Source organism: Flavobacterium zhoui (genome assembly GCF_042787235.1).
Classification (GTDB): domain Bacteria; phylum Bacteroidota; class Bacteroidia; order Flavobacteriales; family Flavobacteriaceae; genus Flavobacterium; species Flavobacterium zhoui.
The window spans coordinates 78,517-100,179 of record NZ_JBHZPY010000012.1 but is presented as its reverse complement, the minus strand read 5'-3'; the positions used below and the strand labels follow the sequence as shown (position 1 = coordinate 100,179).

16 protein-coding genes are annotated in these 21,663 nt (G+C 33.3%); 4 read left to right on the top strand and 12 right to left on the bottom strand.

Annotated elements, in window-relative coordinates:
* Window positions 1–63: 63 nt before the first annotated feature.
* The 5 genes from ACFX5F_RS13325 to ACFX5F_RS13305 all read right to left on the bottom strand — a co-directional run bounded on the left by ACFX5F_RS13325 (window position 64) and on the right by ACFX5F_RS13305 (window position 4,520).
* Complete coding sequence (locus ACFX5F_RS13325) at window positions 64–948, bottom strand: DUF4231 domain-containing protein (protein ID WP_379852496.1); 885 nt, start codon at window positions 946–948, stop codon at window positions 64–66.
* The gene (locus ACFX5F_RS13320) at window positions 948–1,532 is read right to left on the bottom strand and encodes a TIR domain-containing protein (protein WP_379852495.1); all 585 of its coding nucleotides are present in this window, start codon (window positions 1,530–1,532) and stop codon (window positions 948–950) included. The genes ACFX5F_RS13325 and ACFX5F_RS13320 overlap by 1 nt, the downstream gene beginning before the upstream one ends.
* Before the next feature lie 4 nt (window positions 1,533–1,536).
* The gene (locus ACFX5F_RS13315) at window positions 1,537–2,700 is read right to left on the bottom strand and encodes a TIR domain-containing protein (protein WP_379852494.1); all 1,164 of its coding nucleotides are present in this window, start codon (window positions 2,698–2,700) and stop codon (window positions 1,537–1,539) included.
* Between the two features lie 192 nt (window positions 2,701–2,892).
* On the bottom strand, window positions 2,893–3,297 hold the full coding sequence (locus ACFX5F_RS13310; protein ID WP_379852493.1) for a TIR domain-containing protein: 405 nt from the start codon (window positions 3,295–3,297) through the stop codon (window positions 2,893–2,895).
* 5 nt (window positions 3,298–3,302) lie between these two features.
* Window positions 3,303–4,520 carry a TRAFs-binding domain-containing protein gene (locus ACFX5F_RS13305; protein WP_379852492.1) on the bottom strand — a complete coding sequence of 406 codons (1,218 nt, stop codon included), beginning with the start codon at window positions 4,518–4,520 and terminating at the stop codon, window positions 3,303–3,305.
* A gap of 770 nt (window positions 4,521–5,290) precedes the next feature.
* Here ACFX5F_RS13305 and ACFX5F_RS13300 point away from each other — a divergent pair.
* On the top strand, window positions 5,291–5,854 hold the full coding sequence (locus ACFX5F_RS13300; RefSeq protein ID WP_379852491.1) for a KilA-N domain-containing protein: 564 nt from the start codon (window positions 5,291–5,293) through the stop codon (window positions 5,852–5,854).
* A 164-nt stretch (window positions 5,855–6,018) separates the two neighbouring features.
* Here ACFX5F_RS13300 and ACFX5F_RS13295 read toward each other — a convergent pair whose 3' ends face one another.
* From ACFX5F_RS13295 to ACFX5F_RS13265, 7 genes are all read right to left on the bottom strand, one after another.
* Complete coding sequence (locus ACFX5F_RS13295) at window positions 6,019–6,345, bottom strand: toxin-antitoxin system YwqK family antitoxin (protein WP_379852489.1); 327 nt, start codon at window positions 6,343–6,345, stop codon at window positions 6,019–6,021.
* Window positions 6,346–6,745: 400 nt separating this feature from the next.
* Window positions 6,746–7,645, bottom strand: a complete 900-nt coding sequence (locus tag ACFX5F_RS13290; RefSeq protein ID WP_379852488.1) for a hypothetical protein — start codon at window positions 7,643–7,645, stop codon at window positions 6,746–6,748.
* A 722-nt stretch (window positions 7,646–8,367) separates the two neighbouring features.
* Entirely contained in the window at window positions 8,368–10,470 is a 2,103-nt protein-coding gene (locus ACFX5F_RS13285; protein WP_379852487.1) for a DEAD/DEAH box helicase, read from the bottom strand.
* A 2-nt stretch (window positions 10,471–10,472) separates the two neighbouring features.
* Complete coding sequence (locus tag ACFX5F_RS13280) at window positions 10,473–11,393, bottom strand: HamA C-terminal domain-containing protein (protein ID WP_379852486.1); 921 nt, start codon at window positions 11,391–11,393, stop codon at window positions 10,473–10,475.
* Complete coding sequence (locus ACFX5F_RS13275) at window positions 11,390–11,656, bottom strand: hypothetical protein (protein ID WP_379852485.1); 267 nt, start codon at window positions 11,654–11,656, stop codon at window positions 11,390–11,392. The genes ACFX5F_RS13280 and ACFX5F_RS13275 overlap by 4 nt, the downstream gene beginning before the upstream one ends.
* 345 nt (window positions 11,657–12,001) lie before the next feature.
* On the bottom strand, window positions 12,002–12,619 hold the full coding sequence (locus tag ACFX5F_RS13270) for a hypothetical protein (protein ID WP_379852484.1): 618 nt from the start codon (window positions 12,617–12,619) through the stop codon (window positions 12,002–12,004).
* A 502-nt stretch (window positions 12,620–13,121) separates the two neighbouring features.
* Window positions 13,122–13,499, bottom strand: a complete 378-nt coding sequence (locus ACFX5F_RS13265) for a hypothetical protein (protein WP_379852483.1) — start codon at window positions 13,497–13,499, stop codon at window positions 13,122–13,124.
* A 1,035-nt stretch (window positions 13,500–14,534) separates the two neighbouring features.
* Here ACFX5F_RS13265 and ACFX5F_RS13260 point away from each other — a divergent pair.
* From ACFX5F_RS13260 to ACFX5F_RS13250, 3 genes are read left to right on the top strand one after another with little or no spacing between them, the layout of a single operon-like run.
* Window positions 14,535–17,555, top strand: a complete 3,021-nt coding sequence (locus tag ACFX5F_RS13260) for a SusC/RagA family TonB-linked outer membrane protein (RefSeq protein ID WP_379852482.1) — start codon at window positions 14,535–14,537, stop codon at window positions 17,553–17,555.
* 11 nt (window positions 17,556–17,566) lie between these two features.
* On the top strand, window positions 17,567–18,973 hold the full coding sequence (locus ACFX5F_RS13255) for a RagB/SusD family nutrient uptake outer membrane protein (protein WP_379852481.1): 1,407 nt from the start codon (window positions 17,567–17,569) through the stop codon (window positions 18,971–18,973).
* 1 nt (window position 18,974) lies between these two features.
* Window positions 18,975–21,638 (top strand): alpha/beta hydrolase family protein, encoded by a 2,664-nt coding sequence (locus ACFX5F_RS13250; RefSeq protein ID WP_379852480.1) that lies wholly within the window; start codon window positions 18,975–18,977, stop codon window positions 21,636–21,638.
* Window positions 21,639–21,663: the final 25 nt, after the last annotated feature.

Genomic DNA, 21,663 nt, shown 5'->3' with positions numbered 1-21,663 from the left:
GGGGGAGTTCCTATGTTCGTGCTGCGTAGCCAACGAATCCTAGTTGCTGGCGACAAGTTTTTATTATTCAATTTTTCTTGCAAACCATTGAGTATGCTCTCTAGAAAAAGCATTTTCACAGTTAATTATAAAATCCGAAAAGTCAGACTCATTGTCAATTGAAACGATTTCTGCCCTAATTAAGACTATTTCATGAGCTGTTAAAGAATACGAGGAAGATAATTCATTATGTTTTTTAGCTTGAATCCATGTAAGTACTGAAGAAGCTCCAACAGCAATTACGTCAATCGGAAATTTTATGTTTGGATGCTGAATATTACATAACAATAGTATTATTGCTAAAGAATGTAATAAAACTGTTACCCAAAACCAAAGTGCACCTTGCCTTTTATTAAATTTTGCTTTCTTCGAATACCAAAGTGCTTGATTCGTAATCCGCTTAAGTCTATAAAATTCAAATCTTTCATTTCTATCTAAATTTCTAATTTGAATCATTGTATTGCTAATGGGTTCTTCTACGCTTGCTTGTAATCCAATTTTACCTATTAGGCTTTCATTTTGCGTTAGTATTGTTTTTAAATCATTAATGAAATGTTTTATGACTCCCGTATTGTCTTCTAACTCGTAAGGATGGGCTTTCATCATCCATCTCCAAGAACGTGTTTTAACTGATTCAGCGACCGCTCGTCCATTATACCAGATATCATGTGGTTTACTTACTCTTAACCATATAATTATTGATAATGTAGCTAAAAATAAAATTGCTGAAACAATTTTTAATACTGGTTCATGTACGATATCATCGTAATAAGTTAATGAAGCGGCAATAAATAATAAAACTAAATACGTAGCAATTCCTATAAAATATTTTTGCTGCTCTTTTATTGAAGACTGATCAGCAGATTGATACAATCCAGGAAAATCTTTTTCTATTATCTCTATTTCCATTATGGTCGTACTGTTATATTATTTGCGATTGGCATTGAGCGTTTATCAAACGCTTGATCTATATAAGTATTTGGTTTTGCAACAAAATCATCCCATTTTACTAAAATACAATATCTATCATCATCGGTCCAAGAGCATTTATTATTAGGAACATAATAATTACAACTAAATTCTTTTATAGTTGTTAAATCATTAATTGCAACAGATCTGTGAGTTTGTTTACAGTTAGGACATACAATTGAGCCAAGAAAGACATTATTATACATATGCGGTAAAACTATACCTAATATCCCATTCTGGGTATTACCAATGCCATGATACAATGAAGCTTGTAATTCTCGTTTGATGAATCTTTGTTCATAACCTCCCAAATTTTCATTGCTGACGGAACCTATTAAAAAGATTGTTACGGTTGATGTAGATAAATAGTCTTCACGAATCTTTCGCATAATGTAATCAAGGTTGTCCGAATTAATTGCTTTATCCAAAGAATGATCTATCATATCAACATCTAAATCTTGTTGAATATAATCTTTATAAAGTATGTCTTCAGTTTTAAAAGAAATAAAGCATCTGTGTCCCATATTATTATTTTAATTTTTTTATTAGTTCTTTTAAGTTTTTTGATTTCTTTAGCAAAGGCAATATTTTCTTATAAGGAATTGGAATAATTTGAATTCCAAATGCAAATCCACTAACTGAATACGTATTAAAAATTATTTCTAAATCATTTTTAGAAATGAAAAAATTAGAAAATTTGTCCCATTCTGGACTTAAACTATCTTCCCAAAACAAAGTATTTGGAGTTTGCTCTTCCAGTTCTTGTTCAGTTGGCTCAGTCCATTCATTATATCTCTTTCTTAATTCTTCGTAGCAATAATTTGAAAGGAAATTTAATATAGTTTCGTGATCATCGTATTCGAATAAATCATCAAGTGTAATCTCGAATACCGGATTTAAAATATAGTTATACGCTTTTATATATGATAATCCATGAGCTCCACCACTATAAGCATAACTATCTTCACTTAAACTTACAATAGATTTTGTTATTAGATTAGGAAAAAAAGTAACATCAAAACTCCAACCGATCTGTAAACTGTATGGTTTAATTAATTTACCTGTAATCTCATGAAATTGCTTCCTAGCAAATGTTGTGTGTTCAATCTTTTTGCCTTTTATTATTTGATTTAGTTCATTTAAATTTGGGTTCGATTCGTCAATAAACTGAAAATATTTGTTGTTGATATCGAATCTAATTTTATTGAAATATTCGAAAACTTCTTCTTTTTCCTCGTACTCAAATAACTCCTTCTGAGCTATTTGTTTGTTATCGAACTCAACATATTTTTGTCTTTGAATTGATAATGAAGTAAGAACTAAATTGAAACAATTTTTACTGTCGTATTCAACCCATTGAAATTTAGATAATCTATCTGGAACTTCACAATCATTTATTTTTAAAGGAATCAGATATATATCTTCTTCAAGTTTTTCTTCATAATATTCAAGAGCTAGCTTAAATTCTCGTTGAATATATCCTCTTTTTTGCACTGAATTACTAGATAAAAGTAAGATAATATAGTTAGCTTCTCGTAACGCTTTCCTTATTATAAAATTCCAATCTTGCCCTGGCAAGAGCGCTTTTTTATCTAACCAAGGGCGAAAACTGTTTTCTTCTAAAAAATCATGAAGTTTTTCGGCAAATGCAAAATCTTCTTTTGCGTAACTTATAAAAACTTTATCGTGCATTAAAATGATGATTTATATTAATTCTAAAGTCAATTAGTCAAACTTTCAAACGAACTTTATTTTATTAATTAGTAAATATATATGATTTAAACTACATATATTATTTTTAAAACTACCTCCCTGTTCCGCAACGCAGATTTTATTGTTACCTTTTCAAGCCCAACGAAACCTTAGCTGTGACAAATCTGTTTTTCATTTTGCATAAGTTCTTATAGCCTGAACAATACTTTCTGTATTCCATTTAACATCAGCAACAGAATATTTAGTAACAGTTTTCGAAATTCTTTCTTGACCCCATGGAGCTACCCCGATAATCGGAATGTTATTTCCATGAGAAGTTAATATTTCCCATTCAATCCAATCTGAATGAGATGCGTAAATTCCTGAAATAGCTAAGACAACATCTGATTCTAGTATTTTTTTCTTTAAAACAGCTTTTATATAGGCTGCACTCAATGAGTTAATAGGTTGCTCCTGAGTAGCTTCTTTAAATTCCACATTAAAATATCCTCGTTGATTTAATAAATTTTGTAAGTTCTTTAAATCGTCTGGATAACTCCATGAATGACTAATGAAAATTTTATAATTTTTTGCCATAGCTTTTAATTTGTTATTTCTATTAGTTGTTTTTTACTTTTTTCAAATGTTTCTATTTCCCAATCTAATGAATTCTCTAAAAACTTACTTTCAAATTCTTTCGCTTTATCTTGCATATCAATTGATAAATAACAATGTGATAAAGTTGCATAAACCCATTTTGTGTCAATTCTATGGTGAAATTCATCATCATTAACTTCCTTTTCCAAATTTTGAATTATTTTTTGTCTTGCTATTTTCGCTTCAAAATTGCAATAAATTTTTTCGTCACTTTCTTCTATTACTTTTGCTTTTAGATTTAAGCAAAGAGCATAATTTTCTCCTGTATAATAATTTTCATTTATATTCCAACCTTTTCTGTAATTATCAATTGCTCGATTTAAGAATTCTATATCATTATTTAATAAATACAATCGTTTATAAATTGCTCCTATAATTCCAAGAGTTTCTGGGTCAATTGACGGTAATAAATCTTCTATAATATTTAAAGCATCTGACAACGCAAGTTGTTCAGATGGTTCTTTTGATTTATATCTGCAAAGTGATTTTTGTTGAACAAAATACGTTTCACTTTCAATTAGTTTACTTGCTTTGTCCCAATATTGATAAGCCTTAGAAAAATCATTTTCCTCCATTAAACTTTTTGCATTTTCTACTATTGCAAAAATATGTTTTTCTTTGTCGGCTAGTTCGGTTATAATACTTTTGAATTCACCATCTGGTAATTTTGGAGGTTCAATTGAATTAAAATATTCATAAAGTGGGCTGTCTGCTTGTTGATTTTTGGTTATCGCATTAATTAAAGAACTTAAAGCTTTTACACAACGCTCTGCTTCATCACTTCCAATATCCTCTCCTAGATGTGTATATTTGAATGTTCGCGTATGGTCTAAATCAAATGGAACTTTTCCTTCCCTTTCTTTTATTACTATTGTTGAAAAAGGTTTTACAGCATGCCTAATTCCTAATTCATAAATTGCATTTGGATTAAAAGTTGAAATATCAGCAATTACTAAATCAGATTGAATTAAAAGTGCATACATACTTCTATCAATAATTCCACTATCTTGAATTTCATCTGCTCTCACACATTCAAATTCGGAAAGTAAAACTGCTGGCTGAATTATATTTTTATAGGTTTTATCTAAATCTAGAGTCTTTCCTGTTGATGGGTCAGTCTTTTTTCCAAATCCCATAATTACAAAACATATTTTTTTTTTCATATTTTTTCGTTTCTGTACTGTTTAGGTCACTTCCCACAAACTAGTAATTGAAATCAATAAGTTATCCCTTTTTATACTTTTAAATCGATTTATACTATTACCTTACCTTGTAAATAAAAGCTTTTTAAATTGTACTTACAATACCCACTTTTAGTGATATTGCTAAAATTGTAGGAAGTAAAGGTATTCCATAATAATTTTAATTTGTAACAGGCTTTCACAAAAACAAAACTCATAAAAAAAAGACACCTCACATCATGTTTTATCGTCTATCCTTCCCCCTACTCTTGCAATCCGTGCCCGGACTGTATATCAAAATGAGTCTAAAAACAGAACATCTAATTGATTTACTAAACCAGCATAGTTTCTGGCCGATTAAAATGATCATTATTTTATCTTAATAAATAACGCACGAATTGCAAAGCTGCTCTGCCGGCTAAGATTAGCTTTATTACCTAAATATATAGTATTACAATTGATTATTGAGGTTAAAAAAGAATGATGTTATTGTAGTTTAGGATGGTTGTGTATAAATGACATGTACCACACAAAAGGATTCGTGCGGTAGAGTTCCGCCGCGTGGTATAGTGGCAGTTAATTTAAGAAAAATATTCTGTGTGATGAAAGATTTCGGGAAGCCGTTAGTTTTCCGGCAGAGCACTTAGGAGCTATTACGCCAAACGGCTGGCTCTTTCTGCTTTTTAGAATGTGGATAACTTTAAGTTTAAAATTGATAATTATGTAATATTTTTGTAAAAAAACTATTAAATATGAAAACATTAGAATTGTATTTTCAAGAACAGCCAATCCGTTTTATTGTAGGTAAAAATGATCAGGTTAAGGTGAATGGTAGTGACATGGCAAAAATTTTTAATAAAAAAATTCAAGATTTTTGCGATTTAAAAACTACGAGAGAATTTGTAAAAGCGTATTTAGAAAGTGAAAACGTAAATCCTGCGAACTCAACTTTAAAAAGAGATGATGTAATTTTTAACAAGCCAAATTTTCCAGTGATGCTCAACAATGTTTTAGCTATTAAAGCAGCATCTTGGATAAATTCTGATTTGGAAATTTGGATAATGAAAACTATAGATGATTTAAAATTTGAACACTATAAAGCACATCTGAAAGCGGTAAGTGCTCATGAAGAAGAAAAAATTCAATTTGAAGATTTAAAGAATAAGGCGATTAAGGAACAGAATGAATTAGCTCTTTTAATAATTGAAAGTCATAATAGATTGGATCAATTTAGAAATGATAGTGTAAGTGCATTAAAAAAGAAAAGGAGACAAGTTCATAATACACTTTTCACTAGAGAAGAAGAACTAAAATAAAATGTTTTTTATTTGCAGGGTATTTGTGAGCATGCCGCTAACGACTTGCTGCTTTGAGATGGCTGGAAATTCATAACCTTTCAGTTTTCGGCTTAACGAAAATTTGATGCGAAACGGTAATTCCACTATACTCCAGCTAGCTCAAAATGACCGTTGGCAGATCGTTATTTTATATATTTTCCATCTTTAAAGTTTTGAACTTCTAATAAATTTCCATCTATATCATATAAATTTAGTGTTCCATTTTCGTCTTTTAGAGTGCCTTTATCTAATTGCTTTCCATCGCCATCTAAACAATTAATTATATTCATTAGTTTTCCATCAATATATAATCTTTCAGTATAAATTTTTCCATTAGTATGGTACCAATTCCATTGATCAATTAATTTTCCATTATCTAATTTTCCAATTCCTTCTTTATTTCCGTTTTCGTAGAAAAACTTCCATTCTCCGTCTTGCTTTCCATTATTAAATTTACCGATCTGGTGCAATTTGGCATTTTCGTGAAAAATTTTCCAAACACCAATTTCTTCTCAATTAAGATATTTTCCTTTTTGAAATATCTTTCCGTTTTTATGATAAAATTTCCACTTTCCATTTTTTAAATTACTTGATGTTCTCCCGATTTTTTTAATTCACCACTGTCATAAGTTTCTTTTGTCAGTTTACAAGAAACAAGTAATAAAGTCGTAATAATTACGATAATAATTTTTTTCATAAATTAATATTAATTTTTCTACGTTTCGATTAATAATGTTTTCCAACGTTATGCCGCTTTGAGATGGCTGGAAATTATTAACCATTTAGTTTTCGACTTAACAAAAACAGGAATTAAAAACGATAATACCATTGAATTTGCAATAGATAGAGAAGAGTGTTAGCAACCGTTTTTTAAATTTGATTTTTGTTTAAAACTCCTTCATATTGTGATTTTTTCCAAACTTCAGCAAAATCTTTAGATTGAGATTGATTAAAAATTTTCATATATTCATCTTGTCCAAGAACCTCATGTGCTTTAGCGAAGGAAAGTTTTTCAGTTTTGTTTTTTTCCATATACTTTAAAATTTTTGGATGTTTATTTATTAAAGCATTTTGTCGAATGTGCCACTCCTTTTGAATTCGAACATGATCATCGACTGATTTGTTAGTCATTTTGGTTAAATAAATACATTCATCAAAATCATTTCTTTTCACATATTCATAAACTCCAGTATAGCCGAACCAGCCATGCAAATTTATTGAAAATATTTCCGAGCCAAGATTTATTGGAAAGTCAATTCCTTGACTACTTACATCAAAATTAAACACTTCGTTTTTAAAATAGATATTTAAAGTGAATAACGCAGCCATAATTTCGAAAAGGCATTTTACGTTAGCAAAATTTAAACTGTTTCCTCTGTCATGTTTTAAATTTTGGTAAGAATTGTTCCATTTATATGTTAAACGTTCAGTGCCTGTTCGTTTTTCATTTTTAACAAATGGATAAATAACTCGATTAGTTAGATAGCAATTTGGTGAGCTGATAATTATTACTTTTTTTTCGAGAAGCCATAGCTGATTCAAATGTTTTATAGCATCTTCATCATATTTTATTTGTTGAGTTTTTGTACCATCGTTAATTAAGTACAAATCTTTTGATATTGATTCAATCTCAATTGCGGCACGTAAAATTAAATCTGAAATTTTTAATGAATAAACATTGATTTGATTATCATCGATGTGAATGTCAAACATTAGGTCGACAAATTGACGCTCAAGATTTTTAAAAACTGGCCAATAAATATTAATCATTTGTTTTAGTGTAGAGTTGGTATAAAATGAGTGCTAACGTCAGTTCGTCTAATAACCTGCAAACAGAGTTGTTTTGTATTAATTATTAAGTAAATATAGCCGATTTAGATTACAATTAGTTTCTTTTTGTAAAAAAGAAATGGGATTGGAAATACTAAAAAGTAACCTAAGAAATCTTTAAAAAGGGTTATTTTTGCTTCAAAAAACAAAGCCATAGTTTTTAAGTCTTGTATTAATTCATTTTGCTCAATTAAGTTGAATATTATCTTGAGGTTGTAGGTTGTGAAAATGAGTCCCACATCAGCGGAGGCATGTTTGATAGTTTTCTTAGTCGGGTGAGAAGTAAAACCGTAGAACCAGTAATTAGAACATTGGTTAATTTTACTAATATGACGCGTGTAAATACTAGAGAAATTAAGCAAGCTAGCAAACACGTTTTTATGCCAGCATTAACCTATAATTAGAAGAAATACTTGAAGTTTATCACCAAAAGACCAAAGATAAAAGCAGGAATTGTAAGTGAAATACAAGCACAGGCACATATACCAACTTCTCTAAAAACCGCTTTCCATGACTTGAAAAACTTGTTTTTAAGCACCTTAATATTAAAAACGACAACTTAAAACAAAAATAAGCCTCGCTTAAATGAGCTTAAACGAGGTTGTTTTTTATAATTCCTTTTTAAATTTTACTTTTTAAGAGTTGCGCTACAGCTACGGCTGTTAGGCGTTCGTTATTTTTATTCCATCAAAGAAATAATTCAAAATATATTTATCAAATTCGTCCAAATTATTTGTTCTTTCAATAGTGGTTTCTTTTCCTATTTCGTTGAACTTTTCAACTACTTTATGTATTGTCAATTCACTATCATAAAAATCAATAATTCTGGATTCATGAATTTTTTTTGAAATCATTCGCGGCAAACCATATTCTTCTAGTTGGAATACAACTTTAGGAAGAAATGCGTTTGAACACCACTTTATGAATTTTGAAATATCATATTGCTTATTTACTAAAATTCTTTTTTGTAACGTATTTAAATCATTTAAAAGTGCTGAAAATTTATAAGTTACATTTCTTTCTAATAGAAAAAATGTATCAATTCCAACATCATAGTCTTCAAGTTCTTTTAGTAGTTCGGGAATTGATTTAGTCCAATTATAAGCCATTATTTTTATGAATTCAACAAAGGTTTTATAACTACAATCCCAGTTTCCTGGTTGTAATCTTATGACTTTATAAAGTAGTCTATCCCAGTTTTCGGGCTTAAATTCATTCAAGTAGTATAAACCATTCCATTCGTCAGGGTTTTTAGTTAGGTCAATTGCTATAGTTTTTATTAATTCAGAATTGCTTGATTGAAATACGGATGTCGATTTCAATTCTTCATACACTTGAACACCTACAATCTCATTCATTTCATCGTTGTAGAACTTTAATTTTGCAACTTGCTCTTTCGTTAATAATCCCTCATATTTTGTTTCGTTTAAGTCTCCTAGTATTTCATCTGGAAAAGGAATGTCTAGTTGAGTTTGACCTTCCTCTGGTGGTTGTTCTAAAATGTAAATCTTACCGATAAAGTGCTTAAACATTCTACCACCTCTGCCAATAATATTTTTATAAGTGAAGTCGTCCAATTTTGCACTTCCTTTTCTATTTCTCCAAATTATGACGTTTTCTGCAGAAGTGTTAACACCTTCAATGATTGAAGATGTTGAAATTAAATTTCGTATTCCAGTTCCTTCTTCAAATAATTTTACTTGAATTTGACTTAAAGAACGATGTAAGCGACCATTATGAACACCTATTTCACGACTAACTAATTTTGTTAAACTCCAATTAAAATCATAATTCGTTGAAAGCCAATCTGCAAACATTTCAAGAAGTTCATTTTTAACAGGTTCATATGTAGCAAGAAATAGTATGGTTAAACTATCTATGTTGGAGTACGTACCAGCATATATTAACGATTTACCTTTGTTTTTAGATAAAATTTCTAATAATGCTACGCTTTTTTCATCATTATTTTTGATTTGATTATATAGTTCGTGTTTTTCTAAAAAAACGGTATTAAAATCAAGTCTAATAAATTCCATATCCTCTGTAAATGGATTGTTGTCTAAAGACGTGATATTTGGTGCTAAATAATATTTTTGATTTGATTTAGCTCCAAGTTTAATCATTGCTCTGATTAAACTTGGGGACCTTTCTTTATCAAATTTACTACTTGCTTTATAAAATTCATCAACTATCATAATATCGAACGATTCTACGATGTTGACGTAATTCATTGCTCTTTCTTGCGGAAAAATAAATATGTTTTTATCGGATAATTCAACATCAGAGGTTGTTATAATTTTATATTCGTGAGCAAATTTTTTATATAGCCTTCTTCTAGTTTCATCAGTTAGCGCTAAGGTTGGCACTATTATTAATACGTTATTTGGTTTTTTAATTTTAATATACGCATCAATTACAAAGCTTTTACCAAAACTCGTTGGTGCACTTACAGCAATGTTTTTTCCTTCCAAAAGTTTTTTAAGCAAAAAAGATTGTTCCCTATGGAGTGTTAATGGGTTCTCTTCGCCAACATCTACTTTAAATGCGTTATAAATAAATCTTTCTTCCCAATTTGAAGTTTCGATTTCTAAATATGGGAAAAGACCTGTTTCTCTTATTAGATGATTAACTAATGGTGTGTAAGCTAATTGATTAGTATTGTGATAATCTAACAGTTTAATGAGCTCTTGTCTTGCTTCATTTTCTTGGTTATCAATTAAAAGTCCATTAATTATATGGCATCTGTCAAAAATTTGTTCTTGCATATCTAATCTCTGTAAGCTTTAGCGATTTGAATAAATTTATCTACGATTTTAGCCTTGTCAGCAATTGGAAATAATATTATATGGAAATTGACCTTTTCATATAAATGCACGTCAGTGCATTTCTGAATCTGTTTCTTAAAATATTGAGTTGCTCTATCTTTATGGTAATCAATAATACCTTGTTTATATTCTGCGGTCAAACTTGTTCCAAGTTTTGTCTGTTCACATTCATATAATAGTAATATTGGAATATTTAATATTGGCTTTATGTTGTCAATAGATTCGTCTTGCGAAAGACTTGCTTTTATTTTAATTCTTAAATCTTCAGAAATTTCTTCAAAATCGTTGATATCGCTTAAGTTGGTAATTATACTATTCTCTTTTTTAATTTTCTCTAAACTTATAGAGTCCTTTACAGATGCGACAATTGCGTCTAATCTTGCATTTTCTATGCTGTTATAAAATTTTGATTCTCCAAACCAAAGTGAAAATGAATCTTCTGACTCTATAACAATATGAACACTATCAGAACCTTTGGCTTCATCTTTTTGATTTTGCTTATAGAAAATTTTAGGTACAATTGGCAATGCTGAATAATGATTTTTCATTATTCCATAAAGTACAATTTCGGCAATTTCACTTCCTCTTCCAATTGCGTCAACTGATTCAATTAAACGTAGTTTTTTTGCTGATTCTGTTAAAATAGAACCTTCTCCATCATGTAAAAGTGCTTTCCTTTCACTATGACTTAAAGCAGTTTCCTTAATATTGTTCCAGATGAATTTTTGAAATTTATCATATCTCCATTCTCCATTTTCAAAATCGTTAATTATTCCAAGAACTGATTTGTTATTGGTCGGTTTTAAAGTGTCGTCTAATTTGACGTCATCAAAAATTTCATTTAATATAATTTCAAATTTCATTCTGGTTTTTTTATAATGACGCCTAACTTATATATAACATCAATAAGTAACGCTTTTTTTTTAAAAGTTTTACCATATTTCAAGCGATATATTCTAGTTGGTAAATAAAGTCTTTTATAACTATTGTTACAATACCCACATTTAGTGATATTTTGGGTTAAATTAAAGAATATAATTGTAAGTAAATTTAATGCGACATATTTTTCATTTCTTTCCTCTACACCTCCAACTACCATTTTTACTATAATCCCTCCTGAACTCATATATATTTCCCTCTTGTATGCTCAGCGGGGATTATTGAGGTCAAAAAAGAATGATGTTATTGTAGTTTTTGGATGATCATCTACAAATGATATGTACCGTACAAAAGGATTCATACAGAGGCAGCGGTGGACACGAGCGAGACACTCGTGCCAGCTTTAGATTTGTTCTTAATTGATTTAGATTGTAGGCACAAGCGAGACGCTCGCGCAAGCAGGGGTTCTCGCGCTTGTGGCTTTTGCGGGCTTCGAAGACGAGTATTTTCGGCTAAATGAAAATACGATTTAAAAACGATAGCTCCACTAAATTCCGCAATAGCCACATACGTGTGTTGGCAGACGTATTTATTACTTTATTTTTAGTTTAGTTATTATGCTTTCTAATGCGTCAGATTGTTTTTCCGATAATTTTCCTTTTTTCGAACAATTTTCTTTAAGTGAATTAACGAAAGATATGTCAAACCAAGTATTTTCTTCTGCCCATTTTAAAACCATATTTATTCTATTTAAATGAGAATTTGTTTCACTACTTGTAAAGTCTATAAATTTCTGATTTATTTTTTTTTTAAATTCGAGCTGTTTATAAGACAAATTTCGTTTTCTAAAAATATCTAAATAAAACTTATATTCGGTCTCATTTATTATTCTTTTCTTTTTTAAATATTCTACAACTTCTTCGCTGATACTTTTTGAAAAATCATTTTTAATTTTATTGATTGATAGAAAAATTTTATTTCCGTCATCTATTCCAAGAAATTTATTTACACAACAATTTCCAACTTCTGCATCGTTTTGATTTTTTGTGTTTTTAATTATGCAAATATTAATAATTGGAAAATGTCCGCACAAACAAGTTTGAGGTTTTTCACTTTGATATGCATATTCAAAATTCCATTCAAATTTTGCAGATTCCCAATAATGGGAAACACTTAAATTTATTATTTCTTCGGTTAATTTATAGTGCATTTTTCGTCGTTTTTGAGAATATGTCTGCCAACTAGTATATAACATCAACAAGTAACGCTTTTTTAAAGTTTTAACACAACTCAAGCTATACATCCTAGTTGGTAAATAAAGCTTTTTTAAACTATTGTTACAATACCCGCTTTTAGTGATATTGCTAAAATTTAGGCAGTAAAGGATTCCATAATAATTTTAATTCGTAACGGGCTTTCACTAAAAAAAAACTCATAAAAAAAGACACCTCATCAGCATCTTTCTACCCCTTCCCCCTACTCCTCCAACTATCATTTTTATTATAATCTTTCCTAAATTCATTTATTTTCCCGCTAATATATGCACCCACAGGAACAAGCACTATCAATATTATTATTTCATACCATTCCATATTTCAAATATAAAAAGATTAGATCATATTTCATTAAGCATGAAATCATTAATCGATTATGACAACTATTAATCCTGAATTGATAAGTATTCATATCGTTTTAAAACAAAAAAAAGATGTTTAGGCATCTTTTTTTGTTTTTTTATCTAAGTATTTGTCAATAATTGAAATCCCGTACTCTTTTTCAAAATCGGAAAAAAAAGTTGATAAGGCTATTTTTTCTTTTGTACAAATACTAGTTATAGTTGCAAAAGGTATATTATAACCATCTGAAATTTGTAATTTAGTAATAGTTGATGTCGCTAAATTGCAATCTTTTGCATACTTCCTTTTTGTAACTTCTTTACCATTTTCATCAACCCTGTTGATAATCCAACGCTTAGAAATATAATTGCAGATATACTTATTTACAAGCATATTCCTTTGTGAAGTCTTATTTTTATTACTGTTTTCCGTCATTATATTTTCTCTAATTAAACAAATTAAAATAAACATCATGAAAAAAGCGTTCGCGATAGCGAACAATAAAATAATTTATATTATATTTGCATATAATCATTTATGGTTTGTATTTTTGCGACTCTTCAAACAAAACATTGAAGCATTCGCTTTGAATCTCGTATCAGAAAACTGGTAATTTTATAGGAACGAGAAGATAAGTAAGATGCTCACGTCCCATGGCGTGGGCTCACTTATTGTTCCCCGGTATACCAGTACCTCTGATATGATAAGCTGAGTTCCATGCCATTTTTTTTGGCCAATACTTTTGTATTATTCAACTTCCATTCTTAGCACCGCTTCTTCTTTTTCATAGTCTCGCAGCAGTTTAATCCGCTAATACCCGCATGCCTATGAAATAAATACAAAATACTACTTACCTAATGCCTGCACCGAAAGGGTCTTTTGAACAATACACCTAGTTAATTTAATTTGAATTTGTTAATAAAGGTGCAGGTTATTTAGCCGCAACAACAACTCATAACCCTTAACCAATAAAAAAATGCCTATGAAATACTACAAACAAATACAAATAGGAATAATTATACTTTTTATAGTAACGATGTGCCTGTGGCTTTATAGTTGCCATTGTTTCAACGAAATAGATCTTCCTAAGTAGAACAAAAAAAGGCAATCGAACTCTTCTTGGTAGTTGAATAGAGGACCATCGCTAACAAAACTAACGTTTCAATTAACTAACCCAATACTAATTAATAATATGAAGTACTACAGACAAATAAAAGCTGCGTTAATAGTAGCCTTTATAGCTCTTATATTCCTTTGGCTTTATGGTTGCGCCCGTTTTACGGAAAGCTAATATATGTTGAATTTAAAATGTTGCATACAGAACCCGAAAAAGAAATAGATAACTCCAATTAAATGATGCCTATGATAGAATAATAACTAAGCCCTTCGACTGCGCTCAGGGTGACAAAAATTAAGCGCATAAAAAAAAAGGCCCTCTAACTCGTGACCAAACTAGCATAGAGGACCATCGCTAACAAAACTAACGTTTCAATTAACTATACCAATATTATGAAAAAAAATTCATTTTACAAGGGTAGTTCGGCTTTTTGGTACCTGATTCTTTTTGGGTTCTTATTAACCTACACCCCTGTTCCAGCAAAAACCATACTGAGGCAAATACAGTATCTACCTCAACAAAGTCAAGTAAGCGGCACCATTACTGATGGTATAAGTCCCTTAGCAGGTGTAACCATTTTCATAAAAGGTACGCCAAAAACTGCAGTCTCTGATTACAACGGGAAATATGCGCTAACAGCCTCGCCCAACGACATTCTTGCTTTTACTTACATAGGCTTTGCAACTGTTACAGTTCCTGTAGCAGGTCGCCTTGTCATTAACATTCGGATGCAGGAAGACGCGACCGCACTGCGGGAAGTCAAAATCAATGCGGGCTACTATTCCGTCAAAGAAAGTGAACGTACTGGTAGTATTGCAAAAATAACATCCAAGGATATCGAGAAACAGCCAGTTACTAATGTACTGGCCGCTATGCAAGGACGGATGGCCGGGGTTAACATTACCCAAACCACTGGAACGCCTGGTGGTGGCTTTGATATCCAGATACGGGGACAAAATAGTTTGCGAGCTGAAGGGAATGCGCCGTTATACATTATTGATGGTGTTCCGTATTCCTCAGACCCAATTGGTTCCAATTTTACGGCTACCATTTTCCCAACAACTACGAGTCCTCTCAATAGCATTAGCCCTGATGCAATCGACAGCATAGAAATACTTAAAGATGCTGATGCTACCGCTATCTATGGATCTCGAGGTGCCAATGGTGTAGTGCTGATTACCACTAAAAAGGGGAAGAAAGGCAAAACGCAATGCACTGTAAATGCATCAACTGGAGTCGGGCAAGTTACCCGCTTTATGAAGCTAATGGATACCAAGCAATACCTTTCGATGCGGGCACAGGCTTTTAAGAATGATGGCTTTACGCAATATCCGGATTGGGCGTACGATATCAACGGCAATTGGGATCAAAACCGCTACACCGATTGGCAAAAAGTACTCACAGGTGGTACTGCCCAAATAACAGAACTGCAAGGAACCTTTTCTGGCGGTTCAGAAAGCACTCAATTTTTACTGGGTGGCAATCATCATATAGAAACTACCGTATTTCCGGGCGATTTTAAGTATAAAAAGGGAGGCGTGAACCTGAATATAAATCATACTTCCGAGAATAAAAAGTTCCGCCTGACCTTATCCACAAATTACACTGTACAGGATAACGATCAACCTTCATTTGACTTTACAGTCGATTCCCGCAGGTTATCCCCAAATGCCCCCGCTTTATATGACAAAGAAGGCACTCTAAATTGGGAAAATGGCACTTGGGTGAATCCTTTAAGCAATTTATACGGGGTGTATAAATCAAGAATAAATGATTTGGTGGCCAATACCGTTCTGTCATATAAAATTCTGCCTTCTCTGGAAATAAAAAGTAGTTTCGGCTATTCCGACACCCATAGTAGGGAAACGCGCATAGCACCTTCTACCGTCTATAACCCTGCTTATGGATTAGGCCCAGAATATTCAGCACTTTTTGTAAGCAATATAGCGCGAAGATCGTGGATCGCAGAACCGCAAATTGCATATAAAACAGAATTCGGACAAGGCGAACTAAATGCGCTACTTGGAAGCACATTCCAACAGCAGCTTGCGGACCGTCTCACTGAATATGGTGTCGGATTTACATCAAACAGCCTCATTTATGATTTAGCTTCTGCTTCCAGCCGCAGCGTGGTTCTCAGTGACCAAATTGTATATAAATACCAAGCCTTCTTTGGTAGACTGAATTACAATTGGAAAAAAAGATACTTTCTAAACCTGACCGGAAGAAGGGACGGCTCTAGCCGTTTTGGACCAAGTCACCAATTTGCAAATTTCGGGGCAGTAGGTGCCGCATGGCTATTTTCAAAGGAGAATTTTATCATGGACAATCCAGTAATAAGTTTTGGAAAACTTCGGGCAAGCTATGGAACCACCGGCAATGACCAGATTGGTGATTACCAATTTCTCAATACCTATACATCCTCAGCTGGCATATATCAAGGTACGGTCGGTCTGCATCCTTCAAGATTATACAATCCTGACTTTGGTTGGGAAACCAATAGGAAATTGGAAGTGGCACTGGAAGTAGGTTTTCTCCAGGATCGTATTTTTCTAACTGCCGCTATGTACCGCAACAGTTCCTCCAACCAATTGGTAGGAATTCCTATGCCCGGAACCACTGGGTTTACATTCATGCAGGCGAATCTCGATGCGACAGTACAAAATAAAGGCTATGAATTTACGCTGCTTACACATAATTTCAGAAATGATACTTTTAAATGGATAACAAATTTCAATCTGACGGTTTCACGCAACAAGTTGTTGGAGTTTCCAGGACTGGATGGTTCTGTTTACAAAGAACAGTACCGCATTGGGGAACCCTTAAACATCAAACTGGCCTATCACTATACAGGTATTGATGCTCAAACCGGTTTATACCAATTTGAAGATGTAAACAGGGATGGACAAATCACTTTTCCTGACGATAAACAAACGGTCGTTGACCTAAACCCAAAATTCTTTGGAGGCTTACAGAATCAGTTGAATTATAAAAGATGGAGTCTCGATTTCTTATTCCAATTTGTAAAACAGCAAAATCTGGCTTTTACAATGGGCAATGCAGGGACTATGAGTAATCAGCCGGCAAGCCTTACGGATAGTTGGCAACAACCTGGAGATAACGCACACTATCAGATTTATACTGCTGGGGCTAATGCTGGGGCTTTAAACACGCAATCGCAATATGAAAGCAGTGATGCTGCCATTGTAGACGCATCCTTTATCAGGCTCAAAAATATTTCACTCACGTACGATCTTCCTTTGCATGAAAAAATTACGCAGTGCAGAATTTCACTACAGTCCCAAAACCTACTTGTCATTACTCCTTATGATGATGGAGATCCCGAGTTCAGCGGTCTGGGATACTTGCCACCGCTTCGAGTAATTACCGCTGGAATTCAGTTAACATTTTAAAAGCTATAGCTATGACAACAATATACCATTCGAAATTTAAAGGCATAACCAAATGGAAAGCACTTCTTTTTATACTATTCTTTTCTCTTACTTCCTGTGATTCCTTTGTAGAAGTTGATCTACCAAATTCACAACTTACCGGACCTACAGTTTTTAAGGAAAGGGCTACAGCTGATGCCGCTATGGGTCATGTTTATGCAAATATTAGGGATCAGGGTTTGCTATCGGGTACATCATTTGGGCTCTCTTGCAACTTAGGTGCCTATGCCGATGAGCTAGATTTTTATGGAGACACCTCCTACTCCACATTATACTTTTACAATAATAATTTATTGCCTTCTAACACAGCTGTCGGGAATTATTGGAACACGGCTTACAACCAGATATACGCTGCAAACGCAATATACGAAGGGATACAAACATCCACGACGCTTTCCTCTTCTGATTCGAACAACTTAAAAGGAGAAGCGTTATTTGTTAGAGGCCTGTTGCATTTTTACCTTGCCAATTTGTATGGCAACATTCCCTATGTGACTACAACGGATTACAGGGTCAATAGTACCGTCAGCAGGCTATCCATATCCGAAGTTTACAAGCGGATACAAGCCGATTTAGAGCAGGCAGTCCTCCTTTTACCGGACAATTATTTTACATCAGGCAGAGCACGTCCCAACAAATCGGCAGCAAATGCGCTGTTAGCGCGTTGCTATTTGTATTCCGGTTCATGGGCAGAAGCGGCTAACGCAGCATCAACAGTATTAAACCAAACTAACCTATACCAGACGGAACCCAATTTAGAAAAGGTTTTCCTTAACGAATGCACAGAAACTATTTGGCAACTCCCCCCAGCCGCAGAAGGAAGGAACACCGATGAGGCGGCTACCTTCACCCTATTTTCTGGGCCTCCGCTAACTTTTGCTTTAAGTGACTCTTTTATGGAAGCGTTTAGTCCCAATGATCTTCGCAGAACATTTTGGATTGGTGAAGTTACCAACGGAAGCCATACATGGTTTTATCCTCGCAAATACAAACAAACTACTGTTGCAGCAACAGCATCAGAATATGCCATTGTACTTCGGCTTCCCGAACAATACCTCATCCGCGCCGAAGCTCGTGTGCATCAAGAGGATCTAATAGGGGCTAAAGAGGATTTGAATCAGGTAAGGCAACGTGCTGGAATTGGGGAGACCACAGCGCTAAGTAAACAACAACTACTCGAAGCAATACTATTGGAGCGACGACTTGAATTATTCACGGAATACGGACATCGCTTCTTTGATTTAAAACGTAACGGAAAATTGGATGCTGTTTTGAGTACCATCAAAATCGGTTGGAATTCCAACGACAGCCTCCTACCAATTCCAGAAAGTGAATTAAGTGTCAATCCTAACCTTTTACCTCAAAATCCAGGCTACTAAAATGAAAAATACAACAATCAGATTGAATCAGACCAGAAATACTTCTTGTCCTATTCTATACTTCACAACGTTTTGGTCAGTTATTTTGTGGTTAGTTTCCTGCCCTATAATGGGGCAGGCTAAACTACAAAAACAACTTACAGAGAAAGAATATCATTTGTGGGGCGATTTAAACCTGAGTGACATCGCTCCCAAGGGAGATTGGATCAGTTACAAAGTAGGGTATGAAAGTGGGATAGATACCCTTTTTGTAAAAGAGGTTAAGGGAGAGAAAATTTATACATTTCCGAAGACCTATTATGGTATTTTTAGTGCTTCGGGTTGGTATGCGGCACCAACGTCTGAAGGATTAAAATTAGTAGAGCTAAAGACGGGAAATACCCATACTATTCCAAACGTCAAATCCTTTGCCTTTACTGCAAGCGGCAACGAGTTAGTCCTTTTAATTGCAGGAAAAAAAATAGACCCTCAGCTTAAAATTATGGAACCTGACGGCAAAACAATATCTATCATTTCCGGCGCAACAGAATTTACGATGAATCCATCGAACGACAAATTGGTATATGCTGCAAGCAATGGTGATGAAAGTACGGCAGGTATTGTTGAATTTAAAAATAAAATTCAGCAAACAATAATACCAACAGGTGACGCTAAGGGATACTTTCATAATTTAGTATGGGAAGACCATGGAAAAGCAGTGGCGTTTTTACGGAAACGGGATACCTCAACTAATACAGAAAACAACAGCCTTGTATTCTTTAATATTTCTAAAGGAAAATCACACGAATTAATACCGGAATTTACCTCTGATTTTCCAAAAAAGGGGCATATAGTACCAGTCGACAGGTACAAATTAACCATTTCAGATGATTTGGAAAGAGTGTTCTTCGCCATAGATGATTTCGAAAATCCAGAAGAAGTTTCTGATAATCAGCTACAAATATGGAATGCTAATGACAAGTATGTCTTTCCTCAACGGCAGTATTTAAAAGATTCGCGCAAAACAAAGGTGGCTGTTTGGTGGCCTGATACGAACCGTTTTCTGCAAATTAATTCAGATGAAGTACCGCTGGTAATGTTAGCCGGAAATCAAAAGTATGCAGTAACCTATGACCCGAAAGCATACGAACCCCAATTTGCCTATAGTGGGCCAAAGGATTTTTATATTAAAAACCTCCAAACCAATGAATCAAAGCTACTGCTAAAAAAACAGTCTACTTATATAATGTACACCCTTCCCTCACCTGGAGGAAAATACATTACCTATTTTCACCGGGGGAATTGGTGGGTCTATGATATTTTAAAAGATAAACACAAAAACATTACAGCCGCTATTGGTTTTCGTTTTGATGATGAAGAAAACGACATGCCTGGCCAAGGCGATGCGTATGATTTAGTAGGATGGACGCAAAGTGACAAAACGGTTTTAATTTATGATCAATTTGATATCTGGGAGATTAATCCAGAAACAGGGAGTTACAAAAGGCTGACAAAAGGGCGTGAAAAAAACATACGCTTTCGTATTGCAGATACCAAAAAAAGCAATCAAAAACCAAACTTTGATGGTGGATATGGCAAAAGTATAGAACTTGAAAAAGGGCTATTGTTACAAGCAGCCAGTGATGATGGTAATTCAGGATATTTCAAATGGACACCCCACTTGGGAGAGCAAAAAATTACCTACAAATCTAGTAGAATAGACCAACTCCTTCAAAGGGATCAGACTTTTATTTATAGGGAACAACGTTTTGATCTTTCTCCAAGAATAATGTACCATTCTGTCAAAAGAAAGGAGAAAGTGCTTGTTCAAAGCAACCCCCAACAACAAAAATTTAGTTGGGGAGCCACTAAACCATTTACTTACCAAAATGCTATTGGAAAAACGTTACGGGGCTTTCTCTGTTTTCCTTCGGAATACGAGCCTGGGAAAAAATATCCCATGATAGTTCATATTTATCAGCGTCAATTTCGTGATTTACATACTTACACAAACCCTGAAGAATATCCTTCCATAGGATTTAATGTCACTAATTTTACATCAAAGGGGTACTTTGTGCTTTACCCCGATATACAATATGAGATTGGTAATACGGGGCACTCAGCAGTGGAGTGTACAGAAGCTGCCGTAAAAAAAGTTATTGAGCTAGGGGTTGTAGATGAAAAAAAGATTGGGCTGATTGGCCATTCCTTTGGGGGTTATGAAACTGATTTTATTATTACTCAGTCGAATATTTTTGCTGCGGCCATAGCTGGTTCAGCGGCAACGGATTTAAACTCTTTCTATTTAACACTGAACTGGACAACGGGAAAACCAGATATGTGGCGCTTTGAAGATCATCAGTGGAGGATGGAAAAATCACTATTTGAGGATCGGGAACGATATAAAACAAACTCACCCATTACCTATGTGGAAAATATAAAAACTCCATTGCTCTCTTGGACAGGTCAGGAAGATTTACAGGTGGACTGGCACCAGAGTATTGAACTGTATCTGGCATTGCGCAGACTAAGTAAAAAGCACATACTACTTCTATATCCAAAAGAATCTCATGAGCTTTTCAAACCAGAAAATCAGAGGGACCTTTCTAAAAAAATGCAGCAATGGTTTGCATATTTTTTAAAAGGTGAATCCCCTGCAGATTGGATTAGCAAAGGATTAAAATGATTAATTGAAATTATAAAAGTGATGC

Coding starts and splice junctions, on each gene's coding strand:
- ACFX5F_RS13325 (WP_379852496.1), bottom strand. CDS start 948: ATGGAAATAGAGATAATAGAAAAAGATTTTCCTGGATTGTATCAATCT.
- ACFX5F_RS13320 (WP_379852495.1), bottom strand. CDS start 1,532: ATGGGACACAGATGCTTTATTTCTTTTAAAACTGAAGACATACTTTAT.
- ACFX5F_RS13315 (WP_379852494.1), bottom strand. CDS start 2,700: ATGCACGATAAAGTTTTTATAAGTTACGCAAAAGAAGATTTTGCATTT.
- ACFX5F_RS13310 (WP_379852493.1), bottom strand. CDS start 3,297: ATGGCAAAAAATTATAAAATTTTCATTAGTCATTCATGGAGTTATCCA.
- ACFX5F_RS13305 (WP_379852492.1), bottom strand. CDS start 4,520: ATGAAAAAAAAAATATGTTTTGTAATTATGGGATTTGGAAAAAAGACT.
- ACFX5F_RS13300 (WP_379852491.1), top strand. CDS start 5,291: ATGAAAACATTAGAATTGTATTTTCAAGAACAGCCAATCCGTTTTATT.
- ACFX5F_RS13290 (WP_379852488.1), bottom strand. CDS start 7,645: ATGATTAATATTTATTGGCCAGTTTTTAAAAATCTTGAGCGTCAATTT.
- ACFX5F_RS13285 (WP_379852487.1), bottom strand. CDS start 10,470: ATGCAAGAACAAATTTTTGACAGATGCCATATAATTAATGGACTTTTA.
- ACFX5F_RS13280 (WP_379852486.1), bottom strand. CDS start 11,393: ATGAAATTTGAAATTATATTAAATGAAATTTTTGATGACGTCAAATTA.
- ACFX5F_RS13275 (WP_379852485.1), bottom strand. CDS start 11,656: ATGAGTTCAGGAGGGATTATAGTAAAAATGGTAGTTGGAGGTGTAGAG.
- ACFX5F_RS13270 (WP_379852484.1), bottom strand. CDS start 12,619: ATGCACTATAAATTAACCGAAGAAATAATAAATTTAAGTGTTTCCCAT.
- ACFX5F_RS13265 (WP_379852483.1), bottom strand. CDS start 13,499: ATGATGTTTATTTTAATTTGTTTAATTAGAGAAAATATAATGACGGAA.
- ACFX5F_RS13260 (WP_379852482.1), top strand. CDS start 14,535: ATGAAAAAAAATTCATTTTACAAGGGTAGTTCGGCTTTTTGGTACCTG.
- ACFX5F_RS13255 (WP_379852481.1), top strand. CDS start 17,567: ATGACAACAATATACCATTCGAAATTTAAAGGCATAACCAAATGGAAA.
- ACFX5F_RS13250 (WP_379852480.1), top strand. CDS start 18,975: ATGAAAAATACAACAATCAGATTGAATCAGACCAGAAATACTTCTTGT.